This window comes from Exiguobacterium sp. BG5(2022), assembly GCF_031844365.1.
GTDB classification, from domain to species: domain Bacteria; phylum Bacillota; class Bacilli; order Exiguobacteriales; family Exiguobacteriaceae; genus Exiguobacterium; species Exiguobacterium profundum.
The window spans coordinates 1,237,681-1,259,390 of record NZ_JAUZVB010000001.1 but is presented as its reverse complement, the minus strand read 5'-3'; the positions used below and the strand labels follow the sequence as shown (position 1 = coordinate 1,259,390).

18 protein-coding genes, 1 pseudogene and 1 riboswitch are annotated in these 21,710 nt (G+C 47.5%); of the genes and pseudogenes, 13 read left to right on the top strand and 6 right to left on the bottom strand.

The window, feature by feature from the left end; all coding sequences use genetic code 11:
* Positions 1 to 79 precede the first annotated feature (79 nt).
* A complete protein-coding gene (locus Q9R25_RS06490) occupies positions 80 to 1,291 on the top strand; it encodes a NupC/NupG family nucleoside CNT transporter (protein WP_074036391.1) in 1,212 nt (403 codons plus the stop codon).
* Positions 1,292 to 1,335: 44 nt separating this feature from the next.
* Here the strand turns inward: Q9R25_RS06490 and Q9R25_RS06485 are convergent, their stop codons facing one another.
* Both Q9R25_RS06485 and Q9R25_RS06480 read right to left on the bottom strand, forming a co-directional pair.
* The gene (locus Q9R25_RS06485) at positions 1,336 to 1,905 is read right to left on the bottom strand and encodes a nucleotidyltransferase family protein (protein WP_311282932.1); all 570 of its coding nucleotides are present in this window, start codon (positions 1,903 to 1,905) and stop codon (positions 1,336 to 1,338) included.
* Between the two features lie 69 nt (positions 1,906 to 1,974).
* Positions 1,975 to 2,562: an ECF transporter S component gene (locus tag Q9R25_RS06480; protein WP_012726825.1), complete on the bottom strand. Its 588-nt coding sequence runs from the start codon at positions 2,560 to 2,562 to the stop codon at positions 1,975 to 1,977.
* Between the two features lie 163 nt (positions 2,563 to 2,725).
* A riboswitch (FMN riboswitch) is annotated at positions 2,726 to 2,868 on the bottom strand.
* A gap of 97 nt (positions 2,869 to 2,965) precedes the next feature.
* On the opposite strand from Q9R25_RS06480, the gene Q9R25_RS06475 reads away from it, so the two are divergent.
* Positions 2,966 to 3,322, top strand: coding sequence for a HesB/IscA family protein (locus Q9R25_RS06475; protein WP_074036395.1), 357 nt, complete (start codon positions 2,966 to 2,968; stop codon positions 3,320 to 3,322).
* Positions 3,323 to 3,355: 33 nt separating this feature from the next.
* Here the strand turns inward: Q9R25_RS06475 and Q9R25_RS06470 are convergent, their stop codons facing one another.
* On the bottom strand, positions 3,356 to 3,595 hold the full coding sequence (locus Q9R25_RS06470) for a hypothetical protein (protein ID WP_047795133.1): 240 nt from the start codon (positions 3,593 to 3,595) through the stop codon (positions 3,356 to 3,358).
* 127 nt (positions 3,596 to 3,722) lie between these two features.
* On the opposite strand from Q9R25_RS06470, the gene Q9R25_RS06465 reads away from it, so the two are divergent.
* Entirely contained in the window at positions 3,723 to 4,577 is an 855-nt protein-coding gene (locus Q9R25_RS06465) for an NAD-dependent epimerase/dehydratase family protein (RefSeq protein WP_012726822.1), read from the top strand.
* 41 nt (positions 4,578 to 4,618) lie between these two features.
* On the opposite strand, the gene Q9R25_RS06460 is transcribed toward Q9R25_RS06465, so the two are convergent.
* Positions 4,619 to 5,596, bottom strand: a complete 978-nt coding sequence (locus Q9R25_RS06460; protein ID WP_311282931.1) for an NAD(P)/FAD-dependent oxidoreductase — start codon at positions 5,594 to 5,596, stop codon at positions 4,619 to 4,621.
* Positions 5,597 to 5,859: 263 nt separating this feature from the next.
* Here Q9R25_RS06460 and Q9R25_RS06455 point away from each other — a divergent pair, with 263 nt between their 5' ends.
* The 6 genes and pseudogenes from Q9R25_RS06455 to Q9R25_RS06430 all read left to right on the top strand — a co-directional run bounded on the left by Q9R25_RS06455 (position 5,860) and on the right by Q9R25_RS06430 (position 13,322).
* A complete protein-coding gene (locus tag Q9R25_RS06455) occupies positions 5,860 to 7,071 on the top strand; it encodes an NAD(P)/FAD-dependent oxidoreductase (protein WP_074033515.1) in 1,212 nt (403 codons plus the stop codon).
* Positions 7,072 to 7,197: 126 nt separating this feature from the next.
* Entirely contained in the window at positions 7,198 to 7,515 is a 318-nt protein-coding gene (locus Q9R25_RS06450) for a YuiB family protein (RefSeq protein WP_047795135.1), read from the top strand.
* Between the two features lie 104 nt (positions 7,516 to 7,619).
* Positions 7,620 to 8,465: a glucose PTS transporter transcription antiterminator GlcT gene (gene glcT / locus Q9R25_RS06445; protein ID WP_012726818.1), complete on the top strand. Its 846-nt coding sequence runs from the start codon at positions 7,620 to 7,622 to the stop codon at positions 8,463 to 8,465.
* A 222-nt stretch (positions 8,466 to 8,687) separates the two neighbouring features.
* A pseudogene (gene ptsG / locus Q9R25_RS06440) lies at positions 8,688 to 10,187 on the top strand (glucose-specific PTS transporter subunit IIBC); the annotation flags it as partial.
* Positions 10,188 to 10,324: 137 nt separating this feature from the next.
* Positions 10,325 to 12,364: a glucose-specific PTS transporter subunit IIBC gene (gene ptsG / locus Q9R25_RS06435; protein WP_074036401.1), complete on the top strand. Its 2,040-nt coding sequence runs from the start codon at positions 10,325 to 10,327 to the stop codon at positions 12,362 to 12,364.
* Positions 12,365 to 12,488: 124 nt separating this feature from the next.
* Positions 12,489 to 13,322 carry an aldo/keto reductase gene (locus Q9R25_RS06430; RefSeq protein WP_214690698.1) on the top strand — a complete coding sequence of 278 codons (834 nt, stop codon included), beginning with the start codon at positions 12,489 to 12,491 and terminating at the stop codon, positions 13,320 to 13,322.
* A 50-nt stretch (positions 13,323 to 13,372) separates the two neighbouring features.
* Here the strand turns inward: Q9R25_RS06430 and ptsP are convergent, their stop codons facing one another.
* Positions 13,373 to 15,091, bottom strand: a complete 1,719-nt coding sequence (gene ptsP, locus Q9R25_RS06425) for a phosphoenolpyruvate--protein phosphotransferase (protein ID WP_311282930.1) — start codon at positions 15,089 to 15,091, stop codon at positions 13,373 to 13,375.
* A 325-nt stretch (positions 15,092 to 15,416) separates the two neighbouring features.
* Between ptsP and Q9R25_RS06420 the strand changes: the two genes are divergently transcribed.
* Both Q9R25_RS06420 and Q9R25_RS06415 read left to right on the top strand, forming a co-directional pair.
* On the top strand, positions 15,417 to 16,859 hold the full coding sequence (locus Q9R25_RS06420; protein WP_311282929.1) for a leucyl aminopeptidase: 1,443 nt from the start codon (positions 15,417 to 15,419) through the stop codon (positions 16,857 to 16,859).
* 132 nt (positions 16,860 to 16,991) lie between these two features.
* Positions 16,992 to 17,651 (top strand): DUF429 domain-containing protein, encoded by a 660-nt coding sequence (locus tag Q9R25_RS06415; RefSeq protein WP_311282928.1) that lies wholly within the window; start codon positions 16,992 to 16,994, stop codon positions 17,649 to 17,651.
* Positions 17,652 to 17,661: 10 nt separating this feature from the next.
* On the opposite strand, the gene ytvI is transcribed toward Q9R25_RS06415, so the two are convergent.
* Positions 17,662 to 18,795, bottom strand: a complete 1,134-nt coding sequence (ytvI, locus tag Q9R25_RS06410) for a sporulation integral membrane protein YtvI (protein WP_074036407.1) — start codon at positions 18,793 to 18,795, stop codon at positions 17,662 to 17,664.
* A 79-nt stretch (positions 18,796 to 18,874) separates the two neighbouring features.
* On the opposite strand from ytvI, the gene Q9R25_RS06405 reads away from it, so the two are divergent.
* Positions 18,875 to 19,654, top strand: a complete 780-nt coding sequence (locus tag Q9R25_RS06405; RefSeq protein ID WP_215243790.1) for a MazG nucleotide pyrophosphohydrolase domain-containing protein — start codon at positions 18,875 to 18,877, stop codon at positions 19,652 to 19,654.
* Positions 19,655 to 19,780: 126 nt separating this feature from the next.
* Complete coding sequence (locus Q9R25_RS06400; RefSeq protein ID WP_311282927.1) at positions 19,781 to 21,694, top strand: N-acetylmuramoyl-L-alanine amidase family protein; 1,914 nt, start codon at positions 19,781 to 19,783, stop codon at positions 21,692 to 21,694.
* Positions 21,695 to 21,710: the final 16 nt, after the last annotated feature.

Below are 21,710 nucleotides of genomic sequence, written 5' to 3'. Positions count from 1 at the left end.
TTCAAACGGTAGGACACATCTCTTTTCGGGTATGACACATATAATTGGTTTTGTTTAATATGAAAGGAGCACAACATCAATGAAAATCATGAGTGTGGTTGGTATTTTGGCACTAATTGCAATCGCTTACATCTTCTCTACCAACCGTAAAGCCATCAAATGGCGCACGGTCTTGGCAGCGTTCGCTGTCCAATTCGCATTTGCATTCCTCGTCTTATATACGGCATGGGGACGTAAGGCGCTTGAATGGATCTCAAATGGGGTTCAAGCTGTCTTGAACACAGCGGGTGACGGGATTGCCTTCGTATTCGGAACAGCAGTCGGTGGCGACAACTTCGTTTTCGCATTCCAAGTCCTTCCGATTATCATCTTCATGTCATCATTAATCGCATTGCTTTACTACCTCGGCGTCATGCAGTGGGTCATCCGTATCCTCGGTACTGCCCTTGCGAAAGCACTTGGTACGTCACGTAAAGAGTCACTTTCAGCAACAGCGAACATTTTCGTCGGTCAAACGGAAGCACCGCTTGTCATCAAGCCGTACCTTCCTACAATGACACAGTCTGAGCTCTTCGCAGTCATGGTCGGTGGACTCGCATCGGTTGCCGGATCTGTACTTGCAGGTTATGCAGCACTCGGTGTACCGCTCGAATACTTGCTCGCAGCGAGCTTCATGGCAGCGCCAGCAGGTCTTTTATTCGCGAAAATCATCGTACCAGAAACAGAAGAGTACGATGACGACATCGAGATTGTAGAAGATGAAGAAGACAGAGCGGCGAACTTCGTCGATGCAGCGGCACGTGGTGCTTCTGACGGTCTCTTCCTTGCCTTGAACGTCGGTGCGATGCTTCTTGCATTCGTTTCATTGATTGCGCTCGTCAACTTGATCCTCGGTTCAGTTGGTGGACTCTTCGGATTTGATAGCTTGTCACTCGAATTGATTCTCGGTTACGTCTTCGCGCCACTTGCATTCGTGATTGGTGTACCATGGGCGGATGCTGTACAATTCGGTAGCTTCCTCGGTCAAAAACTAGTCTTGAACGAATTCGTTGCTTTCTCTGAGTTTGCTCCAATCATCGGTTCTGGTGATTTGTCAGCTCGTACAGAAGCGATGATCGCATTCGCACTTTGTGGTTTCGCAAACATCTCGTCACTCGCAATCCTTCTTGGTGGTCTTGGTGGTATGGCGCCAAACCGTCGTGGTGACATCGCACGCATGGGTGTTCTCGCGATTCTTGCAGGTACGCTTGCAAACTTGATGTCAGCTACATTGGCTGGACTTCTTCTTTAATCGGTATAAGAAAACGCGATCACTTCGGTGGTCGCGTTTTTTTATTATGAGAAGGATGTATGTATGGTGATGTTTGGCCACTTGGCGGACCAGTTCTTTTGCTGCAACCGCTCCAGATAGATGGGATGCTTTGAAGAGTTCGAATCAAAGGGTGGTGTCGGTATAACGTGCATGTTGATCAAGTCGTGAATGCCGTGTGGGGCAGCGAGGATGAGGGAACCATCCGATTGAAGACGTACCCCGATCGCGGTGACGGTCTCAGGAAAATGTGCCAACGCATCGACCGATGAAGCATAGGGTGGAAGGTTGTTGACGTGATGCATTCTCGCTTGATTTTTGACAGACCAAGGTACATCGGGGATGAGGCGGAATAATCGCTCTTCGAGTTGTTTTTCGACTGCTTCCTCTGGTTGGTTTGGGTCGAAATAAATCACATCTACATCATCTGTTTTAGTCGATGTTTCGTATCCGTGAAGGTGGTCCCAGACTTTTGAACGAATATATCCCGCACAAATCCAACAATCCGGTAAATCGAGGTTGGCGACGGCGTGGAGAAGCTTTATGAGCTCGGCGTCTTGTTTTAGAAAATGAACCAAATCCTGTTCGTCTGTCATGATGAATGCCCCTCCTTACAATATGGTTGAAAAAAGCACCTAGGCAACGCCTAGATGCTCGTATATTGATTATGCTTGAAGTTGTACGCGTTGACGTTCGATCCACGGCTTCAATTTCAAGAAGAGTGGGACGAAGAGCGCGCTGATCAAGATCGCTTTAATCAAGTTGAACGGTAAGATCCCGTAAAGGACAAGATCCGTTTTCACCGCCGGGTCGGCCATGTCTGCCATTCCGAAGAAGAAGGCGTAGGCTGGCAAGATGACGAGATAGTTTAAGATGGCGAGGCTAAGAGCCATTGTGATTGTACCGGCAAGTAATCCAGAAGCGAGTGCTTTGTTTGACTTGCGCTTATGGTAGAACCAGGCAACTGGGTACATAAAGGCCACTCCTGCGAAGAAGTTTGCGACTTCCCCGACTGGAACGCCGCCACCGTTAAAGACGTAGTACAAGACGTTTTTCAAACCGACGACCACGACTCCTGCGAGTGGGGAAAAGACGATTCCGGCAATGAGTGCAGGAATGTCACTAAAGTCCACTTTAAGGAATGGCGGTAAAAATGGGAGCGGAAAGTTGAATAGCATGAGTACGAACGAGATCGTCCCGAGCATCGCCAAAGTCACCATTGTTGTCAGTCGTTTGTTGCGCGTAGTTTTCATCAGAATCTCTCCTTTAGGTCGCTCCTCGATGAATGGCATCCGTCGCATATAAAAACCCGATTGCAATGAAGACAATCGGGAGAGTTTACGCGCATACGAAATAGATGTTTTCCGAGGTGGAAAAGTCCACGTCAAAGAAAACATCCGGATATCGGTCGGATGCCGCCATCTTCTCCCATCCAGACTATACTGTCGGCTTTCGAATCTCACGAAATCAGCAAGCAACGCCTTGCTCGCTCACGGGCTGAGAAGAATATATTCTTCAATACCGCCGGTCGGGAATTTCACCCTGCCCCGAAGATGGAACGATTTAATTTTTTTTGTTACAGTTTAGTTATACAAGATAATCCACAAGATGACAAGTCAATTGACTTGAATTGAAGATATATGAGGAGGAGTTCAGATGATTCATTTAACAGAGTCAGCCGCACTTCAAGTGCTAGAGATGATGAAACAGACGGAACGCCCGGATGCGCAATACTTGCGAGTGAAGGTACAAGGTGGCGGATGTACAGGACTTTCATACGGGATGGGCTTCGACGAGGAGAAGACGGACAAAGACATTCAATTCGACCATCATGGTGTCCGCGTCATCGTTGCGGAAGTGGATCACGGGGTTGTTGATGGCCTCGAGATTGATTACAAGCAGTCGATGCTCGGTGGCGGTTTCACAATTAAAAACCCAAATGCGATTGCAACATGCGGTTGCGGTTCGAGTTTCCGGACAGCGACGAATGCAGGTACGCCAGGAGAATGCTAAAGAATAAAAACCGATCGCGAGTGCGATCGGTTCTTATTCTTCTTCTGTCAAAATCAACCGAATGACTTTTGCAGTTACGTCGAGTTCGATGTGATGTTGCCAAGGCCGAAAGCCTGTGATTGTACACGTGTCATTCGTGATGCGGAATGAGCAGACACTCTCTTCCTCTTGGTCGAGGACAGAGTAACGACTGAAATCAGATAAGCTCTGATAAATCGCATACTGGGGTGGTAGTTCATACGTCCATCCTTTTTCTAACATGATTTGGTGCATATTCGAGCCCCCTAACAAGTCTTTACTTATTAGAATAGCAAGAATACGTGTAAAAGTGGTAGATTAGTCTGTTTCTTTGAAGGGAAAATGAGTAGGGACGTCATTACAAATGGGAGGATTCAGGGTCATGAGAAAAGTATTGATATTCGGAGGGTCACGCTATTTCGGAAAACGGCTCGCATTGCGACTTGCTGAAGCAGGGGATGATGTGACGATTGTGACGAGAGGGCAACTACAGGTGCCGGAAGCTGAAGGGATTCGGTCTGTCAAAGGAGACCGGCAATCGGTCGCGACGATGAAAGACTTGGCCCGCGAACGGTACGACCTCGTCTATGACAACATTTGTTTTACTCCGTATCAGGCAAAAATCGCCTCGGATGCGTTCATGGACAAAGTCGGGAAATATGTGCTCACGTCGACGATGTCGGTCTACGCGCCTGGTCCTGATTTAAAAGAGAGCGACTTCAATCCGCTCCATTACGAATATCATCTTGAATCCGAACATGACTACGGACAAGGGAAACGCGAGGCGGAATCATTCTTCTTCCATCGCGCCTCTTTCCCGGTGGCGACCGTACGATTACCGATCGTGTTAGGTCCGGATGACTATACAGACCGATTGAAGTTTTATGTAGATGCAATCCGGAACGAGGAACCGGTTGTCTTGCATCACCCGGAAGCAAAGATGGGCTTCATCTCGAGTGCGGAAGCGGCCGCCTTCTTAGAATGGGTCGGACGTGCCAATGTGACAGGACCGTTCAATGCGGCGAGTGATGGACTCATCTCGATGGGGGCCTTGATGGAGCGAATCGGTCAACACGTCGGAAAACCCGTCCATATTATAAAAGATGGAGACTCGTCGCCGTATGATTCGGATGTCGACTATTATATGTCGATTGCTGAGGCGAAGAAGGCGGGATTTGTGTTTACGCAACTCGATGACTGGATTGACCGGGTCATCGTCCAAACGATGAAAAGATAAAAAACGCTTCTGTGGATGTGGTCCACAGAAGCGTTTTTTGGTTATTTCCCAGCAAATACAGATGTCGAGTGTTGCGGATGACGAGCTGTCGGATCCACGAGCTGTTTCACTTGGTTGATGGCGATTGGGGCTTCACCGAAACCGGTCGCAATCAATTTTACTTTCCCTTCGTATGTCGCGATATCACCGCAAGCGAAGATGCCGGCAACGGTCGTTTCCATACGTGAATCGACACGGATTGTGTTTTTCTCGAATTCCATTCCCCAGTTCTTGATTGGACCGAGCGATGAAACGAATCCGTAGTTACAAATCAAATCATCGATTTCAACGATTTTTGATTCGCCATCCTTATCTGTCAATTCGACAGATTCGATGTGTGTCTCACCAGACAGTGACTCGATGTTGTAAGGCGTAAGGACGTTAATCGTCGATGCCTTCATCTGTTCTACCGTATGTTCATGAGCACGGAAGCGGTCACGACGGTGAACGATGTGTACTTCTTTTGCGATTTCTTCAAGCATGAGTGCCCAGTCGACGGCTGAATCGCCACCGCCGGCAATCATGACACGGCGATCACGGAATTTCTCCATGTTGTCAACAAAGTAATGAAGGTTGGCATAATCTTCGCAGCCATCAAGACCGAGTGGGCGGGCTGAGAAGGCACCGTTTCCGGCTGTGATGATGATGGCTTTCGTATGATACTCTTCTTTGTTCGTCGTCAATACGAAAGTGCCGTCCTCGAGGCGTTCGACCGTTTCCACCGTTTCGCCGAGGCGGTAGTCTTGTTCGAATTGATCGGCCTGAGCTTTTAGTTGATCAATCAAGTCCTGTGCTTTCACTTTCGGGAAACCGGCAATATCATAAATATATTTTTCAGGATAGAGCGTTGATAACTGACCACCGAGTTGCGGTAAGCTTTCAATCAACGTCGTATCGAGTTGGCGCATGCCTGCATAAAATGCGGTGAACAGTCCGACTGGGCCGCCACCGATGATGATTACATCTTTCGTCGTCTTCATCGAATTCCTCCTCAAAGCGTATACATCTATTATAGAGAGTTTATTGAATTAAATCCATTCAGTACAAACATGCAACACTTTCAAAAAAAATTCAAGAAGATAAGCTTTTCCATTGAGAATTCAAATTAAAGAGCGTACAATGAAACAGAAGCAATTGTGAACAGATGTTGAACAAGAATAGGCTTTATTGTGAACGTCTATGTGAAGAAACACACAACATAGTTGTTCAAAAAAACAAAATTTTAAACAAGGTGGAAATGAACATGAAACGACCTAACATTGTTATTCTTGGTGCGGGCTTCGGTGGACTCATCACAGCCGTCAACCTTCAAAAGACACTCGCTGCAGGTGATGCGAACATTACGCTTATCAACAAGCATGATTATCACTACCAAACGACATGGCTTCACGAACCAGCTGCTGGAACGATGAACCCAGATCAAGCACGCATCTACATTAACGATATTGTGAACCCGTCACGTGTGAAACTTGTCAAAGGGATCGTCGATCGCGTCGATACTGCTGCGAAACAAGTCACACTCGAAGATGGTTCAGTTGTCGAATACGACTATGTCGTCATCGGTCTCGGTGGTGTACCTGAAACGTTCGGTATCCCAGGCTTGAAAGAAAATGCGATGACAATCAGCTCGTTGAACAGTGTTCGTAAAATCAAAGAGCACATCGAATATTCATTCGCTCAATATAAAACAAATGGTTCTTCTGACAATTCGTTCGTGACGATCGTTGTCGGTGGTGCTGGATTCACAGGAATCGAATTCCTCGGTGAAATCGTCAACCGGATTCCAGAGCTTTGCAAACAATATGACGTTCCACGCGAAGCGGTTCGCATCGTCAACATTGAAGCAGCACCAACAGTTCTTCCTGGTTTCGACCCAGAACTCACAACGTACGCACAGAAATGGTTGGAACGTAACGGTGTCGAGATGAAACTTGGTAACGGAATCAAAGGTGTCGAGCCAGGTGTGGTGACATTCGGTCCACTTCAAGGTGACACGACAGAAACGATTCGTGCCAACACGATCATCTGGACAGGTGGCGTAAGTGGTAGCCCGATCATCGAAAAATCAGGATTTGAAGCGGTCCGTAACCGTGTCATGGTGGAAGCGGACAACCGTGCACCAGGTCACGACAACGTCTTCATCATCGGTGACTGCTCAGCGGTCATGGATCCTGCATCGAACCGTCCATACCCACCGACGGCACAAATCGCGACACAACAAGCACATAACGTTGCGAAAAACATTGCGGCGCTCATCAATGGAAAATCGACATCGAAGTTCACTTACGAGAGCAAGGGAACGGTCGCTTCACTCGGACATAACGATGGAATCGGAATCGTGATGGGCAAGAAAATCTTCGGTCGCAACGCTTCGTTCATGAAAAAAGTCATCGACAACAAACACTTCATCGAATTGAAAAAGTACGGTCTCGTCCTTAAAAAAGGGAAGTTCTAATTTCATGATTGCACGGCTCGTTCTATCTCAGAACGGGCTGTTTTTCTTTCGAAATTGTCATAGGAAGTTCTTTGACCTCGTTGGTCGAAATTTTGTATAATGAAGAGCGGACAAGGGGGGCAATACATGCATATTATCCAAGCAGTCATTGGAGCCGTTTTATATATGACGATTTTTTTCAGTATCGGCTTCATCTTGAATATGTTACTTAAAAAGACATGGACACTTGTGTTCATTTATCCGATTTTTGTCATCATGATGATTGATAATGTCAAACTTTCGAGTTACGTGACCGAGACATCGACCGCGCTTACGAGTGTCTATGAAGGACTCGTCGGGTTGCAACTTCTCGATTTATTCATGCTCGGCTTTGGATTGCTCGGTGCAATTCTAGCTGGTGTGACGATTCGTTTCTTACGAAAGAGCGGTTATTCAATGTTTTAATTGGCGACAGAAATGTTCGCCTTTTTTGTTTTGTCCCTACTTTTTTAGGGCATGAACCGATATACTAGATAGCGAAACGATTTTTAGTAAGGGATGCGATGCGAATGACATTACCGATGTATACGATCAAAAAAGTGTTGAATAATAGCGTTGTCATTTGTCAACATGATACGGATCCGGAAGTCATTCTACTCGGGAAGGGGATTGGCTTTGGCAAAAAACCAGGCGACCTCGTCGACCCGGCCAGCGTCCCGGAGAAAGTGTATCAACTGACAGATAAAGAAGAGCAATCACAATATCAGGAACTCGTCAAACATGTCGACGAGGACTTCATTGCATTCATGCAAGAGATTGTTGGCTTTATTGAGACGAGTACGGGCAAGAAAGTCGATGAGCACATCCATATCGGTTTGACCGATCACTTGTTCTTCACGATGAAGCGAATCGAACAAGGGATGGAAGTGACGAATCCGTTTTTACTCGAGACGGAATCACTCTACCCAAACGAGTTTGCGCTCGCGGAACGGATTGTCGATATGTTCCATGAACGATTGAACGTTTTGCTCCCGGATGCGGAAACAGGGTTTATCGCCCTTCATATTCACTCGGCGACGACGTTCAAAAACGTCCTCGAGGTCAACCGTCATAATCAAATCATCGGGCAAATTGTTCAGACGATTGAGAGTCGTTTGAACGTGAAAATGGACCGGACATCACTCGATTATAAGCGCTTACTTCGGCACTTAAGGTACGCCGTTGAGCGGGTCGCGACAGGTGAGACGGTCGAGGCACCACAAAAAATTGAAAAGGTGTTGCGCGACGAATATCCGCTATGCTATAGTACTGCTTGGGAGCTGATGGGCATCATGGAACGCGAATTAAAGCGTCCCGTCCCACGAGGTGAAGCGACATATTTGACGATGCATCTCCAGCGCCTAACAAGTAGATAAATGATACCACGTGTCTTACGTGTTACTGATTCGATCAGGCATGAGTAAGGAGTGGAACGTTATGTGATGTCTCCATTGGGAGAGGTCTACGTTCTATCCTTATTCATGCCTTTTCTGTTTTTATAAACGTGATTTATGAAAACGTTTAGATACGTCGGTTGTCTGACATCTACGCCGCTATCATATTGTTTATACGTACTTAAAAAAAAGGAGGAAATGTTGATGTTTAAGCAGATCTTTGGTGTTCTTCAAAAAGTCGGTAAAGCACTTATGCTTCCTGTTGCGATCTTGCCGGCAGCCGGTCTTCTTCTTGCATTCGGTAACGCAATGCAAAACCCACAACTTACATCACGCGCTGGTTGGTTAACGAACGAAGGCGTCGTGAAATTCGCTCAATTGATGGAGCAAGCAGGTGGAATCATCTTCTCGAACTTGGCGCTCTTGTTCGCAGTCGGTGTCGCCATCGGTTTAGCAGGTGACGGGGTAGCCGGACTTGCAGCGATCGTTGGATTCTTGATCATGAACAAAGTCATGGGTGTTTGGCTCGAACTCACACCTGAAGTATTGGCACAAGGTGATCCAGCTTACGCGAACGTACTCGGTATCCCAACACTCCAAACAGGGGTATTCGGAGGGATTATCATGGGTCTCATCGCCGCATGGGCCTATAACAAGTACTTCAATATCGAATTGCCACAGTTCCTTGGTTTCTTCGCTGGTAAACGTTTCGTTCCAATCGTAACGGCAGTTGCAGCCGTCGTTGCTGGTTTCGTCCTATTATTAGTATGGCCACCAGTTCAGCACGGATTGAACTCATTCTCAAACTTCATGTTGAATGAAAACCGTACATTCGCAGCGTTCATCTTCGGTTTAATCGAACGTTCATTGATTCCATTCGGTCTTCACCACATCTTCTACTCACCGTTCTGGTTTGAATTCGGTTCATACACAGATGCAGCGGGTAATGTTGTACGTGGTGACCAAGCGATCTTCTTCGCACAAATTCGTGATGGCGCTGAATTGACAGCAGGTACGTTCATGACTGGTAAATTCCCGTTCATGATGTTCGGTCTTCCTGCAGCAGCACTCGCAATGTATCACGAAGCACGTCCTGAGCGTAAAGCGGTTGTCGGTGGTCTCTTGGCTTCTGCTGCCCTTACATCGTTCTTGACTGGTATCACAGAACCAATCGAGTTCTCATTCTTGTTCGTAGCACCACTTCTCTTCGCAGTACACGCGGTATTCGCAGGTCTTTCATTCATGACAATGCACATCTTGAACGTGAAAATCGGGATGACGTTCTCGGGTGGTTTGATCGACTTCTTGCTCTTCGGTGTTCTTCCAGGTCGTACGGCTTGGTGGCTCGTTATTCCAGTCGGTCTCGTGTTCGCGGTTGTTTACTACTTCGGATTCCGTTTCGTTATCCGCAAATTCAACCTTAAAACACCAGGTCGTGAAGATGAAGTTGTTGAACAGTCAACAGCTACTGGTTCGGAACTTGCACAAGATATCCTCGTCGGTCTTGGTGGCTCACAAAACATCAAGCACCTCGATGCATGTATCACACGTCTTCGTGTCGAAGTAAAAGATAAGAACCAAGTCAACAAAGATGAGTTGAAACGCCTTGGTGCATCTGGTGTCCTTGAAGTTGGTAACAACATTCAAGCAATCTTCGGACCACGTTCGGACGCATTGAAATCAGAAATCCAAGCGGTCATCGCTTCAGGTAACGAAAAGAAAGCTAACTAATTGATGACCTAGACCAATCCTTCGGGGTTGGTCTTTTCTTTTTATGTGAAACGGTTTCATCCAAACGTTAGAGGGAAAAAGTAAGTATTCTGACAAAGGAGGGAACCATGATGTGGAAGAAAGTGTTTGGCGTTTTACAACGGGTCGGGAAAGCACTCATGCTTCCGGTTGCAATCTTACCGGCAGCCGGTCTTCTCTTGGCGTTTGGTACCGCATTCCAAAACCCGGACCTCGTTGAATTGCTCCCGTTTCTGGCGAATGACTCACTTGTCCTGATTTGGCAAGTCATGACAGATGCCGGGGACATCGTCTTCGCAAACTTAGGGTTACTGTTTGCCGTCGGGGTCGCGATCGGCCTGGCGAACGGGGACGGGGTTGCTGGTCTAGCAGCCATTGTCGGTTATTTGATCATGAACAAAGTCATTAGCACATGGAATGGGATTACCGCGGAAATCGCTCAAGGTGATCCGCAGTATGCCACCGTTCTCGGTATTCCGACACTCCAAATGGGGGTATTCGGGGGGATTATCGCAGGTCTTGTTGCAGCCTATGCGTACAACAAGTATTTCAACATCAAGTTGCCAGATTTCTTAGGGTTCTTTGCAGGGAAGCGGTTCGTCCCGATTGCGACGGCCGCATTCAGTTTGATTATCGGGATTGCGCTCGCATATATATGGCCACCGATTGGGAATGCGATCAACACGTTCTCAAGTACGGTCATCGAGGCAAACGTTGCCTTATCAGCATTCATCTTTGGATTAGTAGAACGTTCCTTGATTCCGTTCGGTCTTCACCATATTTGGTATTCTCCATTCTGGTTCCAATTCGGGGAGTATACGAATCAAGCAGGTGATCTCGTACAAGGTGACCAGCGGATCTTCTTCGCACAACTGCGTGACGGCGTGGAATTCACAGCCGGTACGTACATGACAGGGAAATTCCCGTTCATGATGTTCGGCTTACCAGCAGCCTGTCTCGCCATGTTCCACACGGTTCCGAAAGAACGGCGGAAAGACGTCGAGGGTCTCTATTTCTCGGCTGCCCTTACGTCATTCTTGACAGGGATCACAGAACCAGTCGAATTCTCATTCGTTTTCGTTGCACCACTTCTCTTCGGAATTCACGCCGTCTTTGCCGGTCTCTCCTTCATGACGATGCATTTACTGAACGTCAAGATTGGGATGACCTTCTCTGGTGGTCTCATTGACTATCTGCTCTTCGGGGTCCTGCCGAACCGGACGGCCTGGTGGCTCGTCATCCCGGTTGGTCTCGTCTTTGCGGTCATCTACTACTTTGGATTCCGATTCGCTATTACGAAGTTTGACCTGAAAATTCCTGGACGTGACGTGCAGACTGGCACGAAAGGGGACAAAGCGGGGATTGGGGACGACTTGCCATATGAAGTGCTCGTCGGACTCGGTGGTCCTGAAAACATTAAACATTTAGATGCATGTATCACGCGACTTCGTGTCACCGTCAATGACGTGAAACAAGTTGACAAAGACCTTCTAAAAACGCTCGGTGCCGCTGGTGTCCTTGAAGTAGGAGACAATATCCAAGCCATCTTCGGACCAAAATCGGACACGCTCAAATCACAAATCGCGACCATCATCGAAGGTGGCGAATACAAACCGAAAGAAAAAGTAGAGAAGGCAGTCATTACACCGGAAGCGGCTGAACAAGCCGATCATCGCTTCTTGGCTCCGATGTCTGGTGTCCTGTTATCACTTGATGATGTGCCGGATCAAGTCTTCTCGGGTCGCATGATGGGAGAAGGGTTTGCGATTGAACCAAGTTCCGGACAGGTCGTTTCGCCGGTGACCGGTCAAATCACGACATTCTTCCCGACGAAACATGCGATTGGCATTTTGGCTGACGATGGACGTGAACTATTGATCCACGTCGGTCTCGATACGGTCAACCTGAAAGGGGAAGGATTCACAGCGAGAGTCGAAGAAGGCGCCCGGGTCGAAGCGGGAGACGTCCTTCTCGAAGTCGACCTCAGCGCGATTCGTGATAAAGTGCCGTCACTGATTACACCAATCATTTGGACGAACGGGGACGGAAAAGTCGTCGTCGTACCATTCGGTGAGACTGTCGTCGCGGGTGAAGCGCTCGACTTTAGAGCCGATGACAGAGGACCAGAATAAATGATTACGAGCCGCTCCTATCATGGGGCGGCTCGATTTGTGTAGTTACTTCAATGTGCCTTATTCCGGAAAAGGAGAATCCCCCTTATAGTGAAGGAGAATTCTCACGAAAGAAGGGGTACAAATGAAACAATCCATACAATTGAATCACGGTCAGAAAGCCATTCCTACTATTGGACTTGGCGTCTTCAAAGTTGAAGATGGGGATACAGTCATGGATGCAGTCGTCGAGGCGATTCGTCAAGGATACCGTCATATCGATACGGCAGCCGTTTATGAGAATGAAGAGGGGGTCGGTGACGGAATCCGAAAAGGAATGGAAATCGCAAATATTTCCCGGGAAGATTTATTTATCACATCGAAACTATGGAACGCCGATCAAGGTTACGATGCTGCCATCTCCGCCTACGAGGCGTCACTCGTTCGTCTTGGATTGGAACAGTTAGATTTGTATTTGATTCATTGGCCGGTGGAAGACAAGATGGTCGAGAGTTGGCGTGCCCTCGAAACGTTGTATCGAGAGGGACGTGTCGGGGCAGTCGGGGTGAGTAACTTCCAAATCCATCACCTCGAGACATTGGCTGCAAACAGTGACCTCGTTCCAGCCGTGAACCAAGTTGAACGGCATCCGTTGCTTCGTCAAACCGAGTTAGCATCGTATATGAGCGAGCACGGCATCGTACCGGTCGCTTGGGCACCGCTTATGCAGGGAGGGTTGTTCGAAGAGCAGACTTTAGTAGAGGTCGCAAAAGAAGTCGATCGTTCCGTCGCCCAGGTGTTGTTACGGTGGCATCTCCAAACGGGATGGGTGATTATTCCAAAATCCATCAAACCACATCGAATCGCAGAAAACTTCGATGTTCATGACTTTGAATTGACCAAAGATCAAATGGAACGAATCGACTCACTCGACCGATATCAACGTGTCGGTCCGGACCCAGACGATTTTGATTTCTAATGCAGTATATAAAAAAGTCCTTCTCTCGAGCGAGAGAAGGACTTTTGCCATTATTTCTTAATGTCGAACTTTTCGCTAAGGAAGTTCACGACTTCTTCAGCTGTGTCCATGTTGAGGACTTCGTTGACGATTGCTTCTGTTTCCGACTTCGTCAAGCGTTTCACGAGGCTACGCGCACGAAGGACGCTTGAAGCGGACATCGAGAATTCGTCGAGACCAAGACCGAGAAGGATTGGAATCGCGAGTTCTTCTCCAGCCATCTCTCCACACATGCCGACCCATTTGCCAGCTTTGTGTGCTTCAGTGATGACATTGTGGAGAAGGTTCAAGATGGCAGGGTTGAACGGTTGGTACAAGTAAGAAACTTTTTCGTTCATCCGGTCAGCCGCCATCGTATATTGAATCAAGTCGTTCGTTCCGACTGAGAAGAAGTCGACTTCTTTTGCGAATTGCTTCGCCATGACAGCGGTTGATGGGATTTCAACCATCATCCCTGTCTCATATTTTCCGACTTCGATTCCTTCTTCTTTCAACTTCGTTTCTTCTTCGAGAAGAAGGGCTTTCGCCGCGCGGAACTCTTCGAGTGTCGCAATCATTGGGAACATGATTGCAAGGTTACCGTGAGCTGAGGCACGGAGAAGGGCACGAAGTTGTGTGCGGAACAAATCTGTTTCCTCAAGGCAAAGGCGGATGGCACGATAGCCGAGGAACGGGTTCATTTCTTTCGGGAGGTCAAGGTATGACAACTCTTTGTCGCCACCGATGTCGAGTGTACGGATGACGACTTGCTTGCCTTCCATGCCTTCAAGAACCGTTTTGTAAGCTGTGTATTGCTCTTCTTCAGTCGGGAACGTTTCAGAGTCCATATATAGGAACTCCGTACGATAGAGCCCGATTGCATCTGAACCGTTTTTCAAAACGCCTTCGAGGTCGTTCGGTGTCCCGATGTTCGCAGCAAGCTTCACTTTGTGACCGTCCGCTGTGATTGACTCTTCGTTGACGAGTTGCTTCAACTCTTCTTTGTACGCTTCAAAATCAGCACGTTTGCCTTCGTATTCTTTGACGAGATCTTCTGAAGGGTTGACGAAGACGTCACCTTCTGTTCCGTCGATGATGACGAGGTCACCGTTTTTGATTTCTTCAAGGGCCACTTTTGTTCCAACTACTGCCGGAATTTCAAGTGAGCGTGACATGATGGCAGAGTGAGACGTACGTCCACCGATGTTCGTCGCGAATCCTTTGACGTATTTACGGTTAAGTTGTGCCGTGTCTGATGGTGTCAAATCTTCGGCAATGATGATGACTTCTTCTGAAATCGAAGCTGGAGTCACAAATGTCACTCCGAGAATGTGAGCCATGACACGTTTTGTGACGTCACGAACATCAGCTGCACGTTCGCGCATGTATTCGTTATCCATTGATTCGAAAATCATGATCATCGTTTGGGCGACTTCGTCAAGTGCCTTCGCTGCGTTCATGTTTTCGCTTTCAATTTTGTCGTTCACTTGCGATACGATTTCTGGGTCCTCAACGATTAAAAGGTGAGCTGAGAAAATCTCGGCTTTGTCTGGACCGAGCTCACGAAGTGTATGTTCGCGAATGGCTTCAAGCTCCGTTTTAGATTGTGCGATCGCATCGTGGAAGCGAGCCTTCTCTGCAGCGACATCTTCAATCTTGTGTGATGGGATATCGAATGAAGGTGTCTCCATGACGAATGCTTTTGCAACTGCAATTCCTGCAGATGCACCAATACCTTTAATGTGTGACATAAGCGTAGTCCCTCTTTTCAAAGAAATAGTGTACTTTCCTGCCTCGTTACTTCATACCCGAAAAGAAAAAAGAATTAACGAGAACGGAGAAAGTTAAAGTAGCAACGGTCTACGACTAGGGGAAGCCTCGACCAGTCAAATTGGCCTCACTTCACGATGAAGAGAAGCCCGATTGCGTACTTTCTTATCCTATCATAAAATAAAACAACGTCACAACGAGGAGATAGCCCATGAATTCGAAGATTTCTTGACTCTTACGCATACTATTTCATTATTTTGGAGAAGTTCGTTATGCTTACCATATATATAGAAGGGAAGTGGCAATATGTATCAAATTGCTCAATTAAATTGGACCGATTCTTACGAGACAATCGTCGTCGGAATTGGAGCGGCTGATTCTATCGATGAGGGGCTCGACACATTGTTTGCTGGACGCGTCAAAGCGCTTATTCAATCAGGAGACCTCTCTACGAAGACGGGGGAAGTGACAATCCTTCCGACATTCGCCGGGGAGACGACCCGTGTTTTATTTGTCGGACTTGGTCAACGAAATGACATGACGACCGAGAATGTTCGGAATTGGTTCGGGAAAGTCGCGAAGCTGATCAAAGCACGTGGACTGAAGGACGTCGCGGTAGCGCTTGATACGTTTACGGACGGAGCGGCGCGTATGTTTACAGAAGCGTATGAAATGGCGACCTATGCCCATCCTACATATAAGTCTGCTCCAAATGAAACGGTCGAAGAACCGACAATCACGTTGCTCGGTGACGTGGACCAGACGGATATCGATGCGGGTGTGGCTTATGGGAAAGGAGTCAATGTCGCTCGAACGTTGACGATGATGCCGGCCAATATTTTGACGGCGGAGACGTTAGCGGATTACGCGGTTGAGTTGGCGAAACGTCATGATTTCAAATACCGCATTCTTGAAAAAGAAGAGATGGAAGGACTCGGGATGGGCGCGCTACTCGCAGTGAACCAAGGTTCGACGATTCCGCCAAAATTGATTGTGCTCGAGTATCGCGGGGCAGAGGAAGAAGCTCCGATTGCCGTTGTCGGAAAGGGTGTCACATTCGACACAGGTGGCTATTCAATCAAGCCAAAAGATGGAATCGTCGGAATGAAAGGGGACATGGGTGGCGCTGCTACCGTCCTCGGATTGTTCGAAACCCTCGGATTGACACGACCAAAACGGAACGTGATTGGCATCATCGGTGCGACCGACAATATGATTTCTGGGGATGCGTTCAAACCGGATGATGTGATCACAGCCATGAACGGGAAGACGATTGAAGTCTTGAACACAGACGCTGAAGGACGCCTCGTCCTAGCGGATGCGGTCACATTTGCGAAAACGTATGAACCAAAAGCTATCATTGATGTAGCTACGCTCACAGGTGGCGTTCTTGTCGCCCTCGGTACAGACGTGACAGGCTGTCTGACAAATGATGATTCACTCTATCGCTCGCTTGAAGCGGCGAGCCGTGAGACGAACGAGCTCGTGTGGCAGATGCCATACTTTGATGTCTTCATCGACAAGGTGAGAAACTCGGAAGTTGCCGACTTGAATAACTCACCAGGTCGTTTCGGCCATATGATTTTTGGTGGCGCATTTGTCGGTGAGTTTGTCGGCGATACACCATGGCTGCATCTCGATATTGCGGGAACGAGCGAACGAGCGGCAGCGAATGACCTCGGTCCGAAGGGGCCGACTGGTGTCATGGTTCGAACCCTCGCACGGATGATTGAATCGTGGGAGCGGTAAGAGCAGCTGGAGTAATCGGTTTGGCGATTCTGTGTGGCTTATGCTACACGGTGTGGCCGAACCGTATTTGGTTAGGGAGTACAGTGTTTCTCGCCGTATTTGGCGTGTTGATGATGTTACAGGAGGTACGACATGGTAGGAGTAGGAATTGATGGTGCACGTGGCGGTTGGGTACGGATCACATATGACAGCATCTCACTTTGTTTAACGATTTCGGAGACGTTGGAGGAGTTGCTGATTGATGGTGCCATGCATTTTGTGGATATGCCGAAAGATTTAGGAACGGTCGACCATCCGAGCCGCGAATGCGATGCGTGGATGCGTTGCCGACTCAGCCAACGAAAGTCCTCCGTCTTCACTCCGCCGATTCAAGAGGTGTTGCAAGAAGCGACTTATGAGGAAGCGAATGAAAGGAGTCGGGCGTTGGTTGGCAAAGGAATTAGTAAACAAGCGTGGAATCTTGTTCCCCGTATCCGTGAGTTTCAGCAGGTGAAGGCATCTGACGTTTACGAATCACATCCGGAAGTTTGTTTTTCAGTCATGATGGGGCATGAGGCGAGTCATTCGAAAAAGACGGTCGAAGGGCAAGATGAGCGAATCGAGTTACTTCGGCAATACTCGAAAAGTTCTCCATGGAAATGGAAAATGTCGAACGTCCAAATCGACGATATTATCGATGCGTGCATCTTGGCGGTAGCTGCCTATGAAGCGGGGACATGTGGTCTCTCGCTCCAGCCGGCGACATCCGATCAACCCGTAGTGGCTGTACCTCAAATGAAAAAAGAGCGATGAAATCAACATTTCATCGCTCTTTTGCTGTCGTCGTAGGCGGACCGACGATAAATCGCCATATGTAATGAAACACTTTGGCATTGTATACGGCTTTCAACAGGACGGCGAGTACGGGCCCGACGATAAAGCCGAGTACACCGAATAGCTTTAATCCAACGAAGATGGAGATGAGTGCGACCAGTGGATTCAATCCGATATGGGAACCGACAATTTTCGGTTCAGCCAAGTTGCGTTGGACGATGACGATGATATACAACACGACCAATCCGATGGCCACGAACCAATCACCTGTCACCGCGGCATAGGCGGCCCAAGGAATAAGTAGCGTACCGACCCCTAAATAAGGCAAAAGGTCAAAGAACCCCGCGAGTAAAGCGAAAGAGAGCGGGTTGTCAACACGGAGGATGAGCATCCCGATCAAGACGATCCCGAATGTGATGGAGATGAGCGTGAACTGGGCACGGACGTATCCAAATAGGGCAGACTTGAGGTTGATCATCACTTCCTCGAATTCTTTGAATCCTTTTCGTTTGTTCAGACGATTCAGTGAGTTGACGTATGATGGCCAATCCTTTGTGATGAAGAACCAGGCGAGGACAATGACGACCACGAGCAACAAGACGAGCGGGAGCGCTGCTAACATGTTTTGTAGCACACTGGCCACTCCGCGGGACAAGACACCAATCGCTGAGGCGAGTTGGACACCGAGCTCGGTGATTCCTCCCTCGAGCGAGGTCGTCTGTCCGGGATTTAACTGCTGATAGCTCTCGTATGCATCATTGACGAGCGGTGCGATTTTCTCATTGAACAGTCGTTGGATAAACTCGGTGAGTGTCTCAATTTGTTCAGGGAGTCGTTCCGCTGCCACCGTTGCATAATGAATCAATTGGATGATGACGATGGTGATGATTCCGACGACGATGCTAAGCACGATGATCAAGGAAATGAGAGTGCCGAGTGCACGAGGCATATTTGATTTTCGCTCGAAAAAGTTGACGAGCGGGACGGTCATCAAGGACAAGAGCAAGGCAAATACGAACGGATATGTATATTCGAAAAGTATATTCAATAGCCAAGTGATTAAAAAGAAACCGATTACGACGAGAATGAATCGAAGCAATTGCCAAAGTCTTGCCGATGACATGTGGAACCCACCCTTTCCAGACAACTAGGTTGAGCATAGTATATCATGTAAGCGGTAAATAAAGCAGAAAGATAGGTGAATGAGCGTGAGAGAAGTTCAACAAAAAATCGATACGATGATTCTTCATTTAGGTGGCTATTGGAAACCTTTATCGGGGTTAGCACGATTGTTAGAAGAAGTAGGAGAAGTAGGAGGCGCGTTAAGGAGAGAGGCTCAGGATGAGTTGAAAGAGGAGTTGCTTGATGTCCTAGTGATCTCCACGTGTCTGGCAAACCAGTATGCGATTGCATTGCAACAACCAGAGGCGGAGGGAGGAGAATCGAAAGAGAAGCTGTATTTTCAAATTGTTGAAGAGGCAGGGGAAGTGGCGCGGATTTTGAACGCTTATGAAGGCGATAAGAAGTTAAAACCGAACCGTAAAGGTCAATCACTACAGCATCATATCGAGCAATTGCAACGTGCCGTTTTGTCTCTTGGAGAGTCTTACCATCTCAATCTGTTCGATTCACTCTTTGCCCTCATCGAAGAGAAGTCGGCCCGGGACTTTGGACGATTTGATCATACGCCGGATCCGATTACGGAGACATCGGTGCGTACTTATTTATCACATCAGCCAGGTCGCTATTGGGGTGGAGTCCCAGTTAAATCGTTTGAGCGATTCGACCGATATATAGAACGAGAACAACATATCGAGCGTTTTTGTCGCATTGCAACGATTGAAGGATTGGACGGATTTGTAATTCAACAGAAACGAGATGGATTGATTGTTACAGAGAATCCTTCGATTAAAGAAGGTTTTACTGTCGCCATCGAACGTTACGGTGCGGAGACGTTTCTGATCATCCGACCGGTCAAATAAAAACATTTACCTTTTTATCAAAAACATTCATCTTTTTTTCAAATATTTACTTTTTTTAAAAAAGCATTATGCTAATATGAAATTGTTGTTAGTAGGAAATGCCGCAATGAGAAAGGAATATTTTGGATGAAAATGAAACTATTGAAAGTTGCCCTCATCTTAACGGTCCTCTTGTTTGGTATGCAACTTCCGTCTGCTGAAGCTGCTACTTACGATGGAGAGACGACTGTCAATTTGAACATTCGTACATCCCCTAGTCTGAGTGGGAAGGTAGTGAAAACATTACCAAAAAGCACGAAAGTAAAGTATGGAACGTATAATCAGTCCTGGCACAAAGTGTATGTAAACAATCGTACATACTATGCCTCGGCCCAGTACATTCGGAAACTTTCATCCACTTCAAGTTCGCTAACGACGCAGGCGGCAACGTCTACTGGTGTGACAACTGCGAACTTAAACGTACGAGTCACGTCTCATCGATCGGCGAAGATTGTCGCTACGTTGAAGAAAGGGACGGAAGTGAAGTATGCCGTTCATAATTCTTCTTGGGCAAAAGTCTACCTAAATGGCAAGACGTACTATGCCGCAAAAGCTTACATCGCACCGAAACTGACAGAGTCGAATGTGGAGCGGACAAACGGCTACGCGAACCGTGAGTTGAAGTTGTTCGCTGAACGCAACCAACGTTCGAAAGTGCAGAAAGTTCTTCCGAAACATACGGCTGTCGTCTCGAGTAAATATAATTCAAGTTGGTCGATTGTCTATATCGGGAACGAGACGTATTATACGCCGACTTGGGGCATCACAGCAGGCACATTGGACAGTGGTGTAGAGAAAAAAGACGGATATGCAAACCGGGAGATGAAACTCTTCGCTGAGCGGAATCAACGTTCGGCGGTGAAGAAGGTACTCCCCGTGAACACGGCTGTCCTCTCGAGCAAATACAACTCGAGCTGGTCGATTGTATATCTCGGAAGTGAAACTTATTACACACCGACGGCTTGGATCTCTACGTCGAAAACGCCAACGGAGCCTCCGACGACAACGAAACCGGATGATGGACTCACGCAAGGGTATGCAAACCGTACAGTAAACTTGTTTGGGAAAACCCATCAGAGTTCGGAAGTCCTCATGGTTCTTCCGAAATACACGGCTGTTTCATACAAAGCGTACAATTCGAGTTGGTCGACTGTTCATATCGGCTCGAAAGTCTACTACACAGCGAGTTCGTGGTTGACGAAAGGGAAAGCCCCGGCAGCGCCGGAAGCTGCACCAAAAGGTACGGTATACATCAACACACCAGGTGATGTATTGAACGTTCGTTCGAAAGCGAGTCTTGATTCGAATGTGGTTGGTCAACTCAATCACGGAACAGCTGTTTCACATTATGGGACAATCAATGGTTTCCATAAAATCAAGTTCAATGGACAAGATGCTTTCATTTCTTCAGCATTCGTGATGACATCTAAGCCGAGCACATCGACTGGAACAGTCATCGTCCTTGATCCAGGACACGGTGGAAAAGACCCAGGAGCAGTTAATGGATCTCTCTATGAGAAAACGATTGTACTCGATGTAACGAAACGTGTAGAAGCTTATCTTCGCTCAAAATATGATTACAATGTACGTCTCACTCGTTCAACTGATGTCTATTTGACTCTAGATCAGCGAGTTGCTGCAGCGAAGTCGTTACGTGGTGATTTGTTTGTAAGTATGCACGTCAACGCAGCCGGTTCATCATCTGCGAAAGGGGTAGAAACGTTCTATTCTTCTCAGTCTGCGCACAGCGCTCGAAGTCGTGTCCTTGCTTCAAACATTCAAAGCAACTTGGCGGGTAAAATGAGTGGAATGTCGAACCGAGGGGTGAAAACAGCTAATTATTACGTTATTACGTATAATACAATGCCATCTGCACTCGTCGAATTAGGATTTATCTCATCACCAACAGATTTGACTTACCTTCGAAGTAACACGTCTCGTCAGCAAATGGCGGAAGGTGTGGCTGAAGGAATTGCCAAATATGTTCAGACTTATTATTGATTTGAATTAACCCAGA

Bases quoted from the DNA above. Each gene is read 5' to 3' on its own strand.
- Q9R25_RS06490 (WP_074036391.1), top strand. From the start codon at position 80: ATGAAAATCATGAGTGTGGTTGGTATTTTGGCACTAATTGCAATCGCT.
- Q9R25_RS06485 (WP_311282932.1), bottom strand. From the start codon at position 1,905: ATGACAGACGAACAGGATTTGGTTCATTTTCTAAAACAAGACGCCGAG.
- Q9R25_RS06480 (WP_012726825.1), bottom strand. From the start codon at position 2,562: ATGAAAACTACGCGCAACAAACGACTGACAACAATGGTGACTTTGGCG.
- Q9R25_RS06475 (WP_074036395.1), top strand. From the start codon at position 2,966: ATGATTCATTTAACAGAGTCAGCCGCACTTCAAGTGCTAGAGATGATG.
- Q9R25_RS06470 (WP_047795133.1), bottom strand. From the start codon at position 3,595: ATGCACCAAATCATGTTAGAAAAAGGATGGACGTATGAACTACCACCC.
- Q9R25_RS06465 (WP_012726822.1), top strand. From the start codon at position 3,723: ATGAGAAAAGTATTGATATTCGGAGGGTCACGCTATTTCGGAAAACGG.
- Q9R25_RS06460 (WP_311282931.1), bottom strand. From the start codon at position 5,596: ATGAAGACGACGAAAGATGTAATCATCATCGGTGGCGGCCCAGTCGGA.
- Q9R25_RS06455 (WP_074033515.1), top strand. From the start codon at position 5,860: ATGAAACGACCTAACATTGTTATTCTTGGTGCGGGCTTCGGTGGACTC.
- Q9R25_RS06450 (WP_047795135.1), top strand. From the start codon at position 7,198: ATGCATATTATCCAAGCAGTCATTGGAGCCGTTTTATATATGACGATT.
- glcT (WP_012726818.1), top strand. From the start codon at position 7,620: ATGACATTACCGATGTATACGATCAAAAAAGTGTTGAATAATAGCGTT.
- ptsG (WP_074036401.1), top strand. From the start codon at position 10,325: ATGTGGAAGAAAGTGTTTGGCGTTTTACAACGGGTCGGGAAAGCACTC.
- Q9R25_RS06430 (WP_214690698.1), top strand. From the start codon at position 12,489: ATGAAACAATCCATACAATTGAATCACGGTCAGAAAGCCATTCCTACT.
- ptsP (WP_311282930.1), bottom strand. From the start codon at position 15,091: ATGTCACACATTAAAGGTATTGGTGCATCTGCAGGAATTGCAGTTGCA.
- Q9R25_RS06420 (WP_311282929.1), top strand. From the start codon at position 15,417: ATGTATCAAATTGCTCAATTAAATTGGACCGATTCTTACGAGACAATC.
- Q9R25_RS06415 (WP_311282928.1), top strand. From the start codon at position 16,992: ATGGTAGGAGTAGGAATTGATGGTGCACGTGGCGGTTGGGTACGGATC.
- ytvI (WP_074036407.1), bottom strand. From the start codon at position 18,795: ATGTCATCGGCAAGACTTTGGCAATTGCTTCGATTCATTCTCGTCGTA.
- Q9R25_RS06405 (WP_215243790.1), top strand. From the start codon at position 18,875: ATGAGCGTGAGAGAAGTTCAACAAAAAATCGATACGATGATTCTTCAT.
- Q9R25_RS06400 (WP_311282927.1), top strand. From the start codon at position 19,781: ATGAAAATGAAACTATTGAAAGTTGCCCTCATCTTAACGGTCCTCTTG.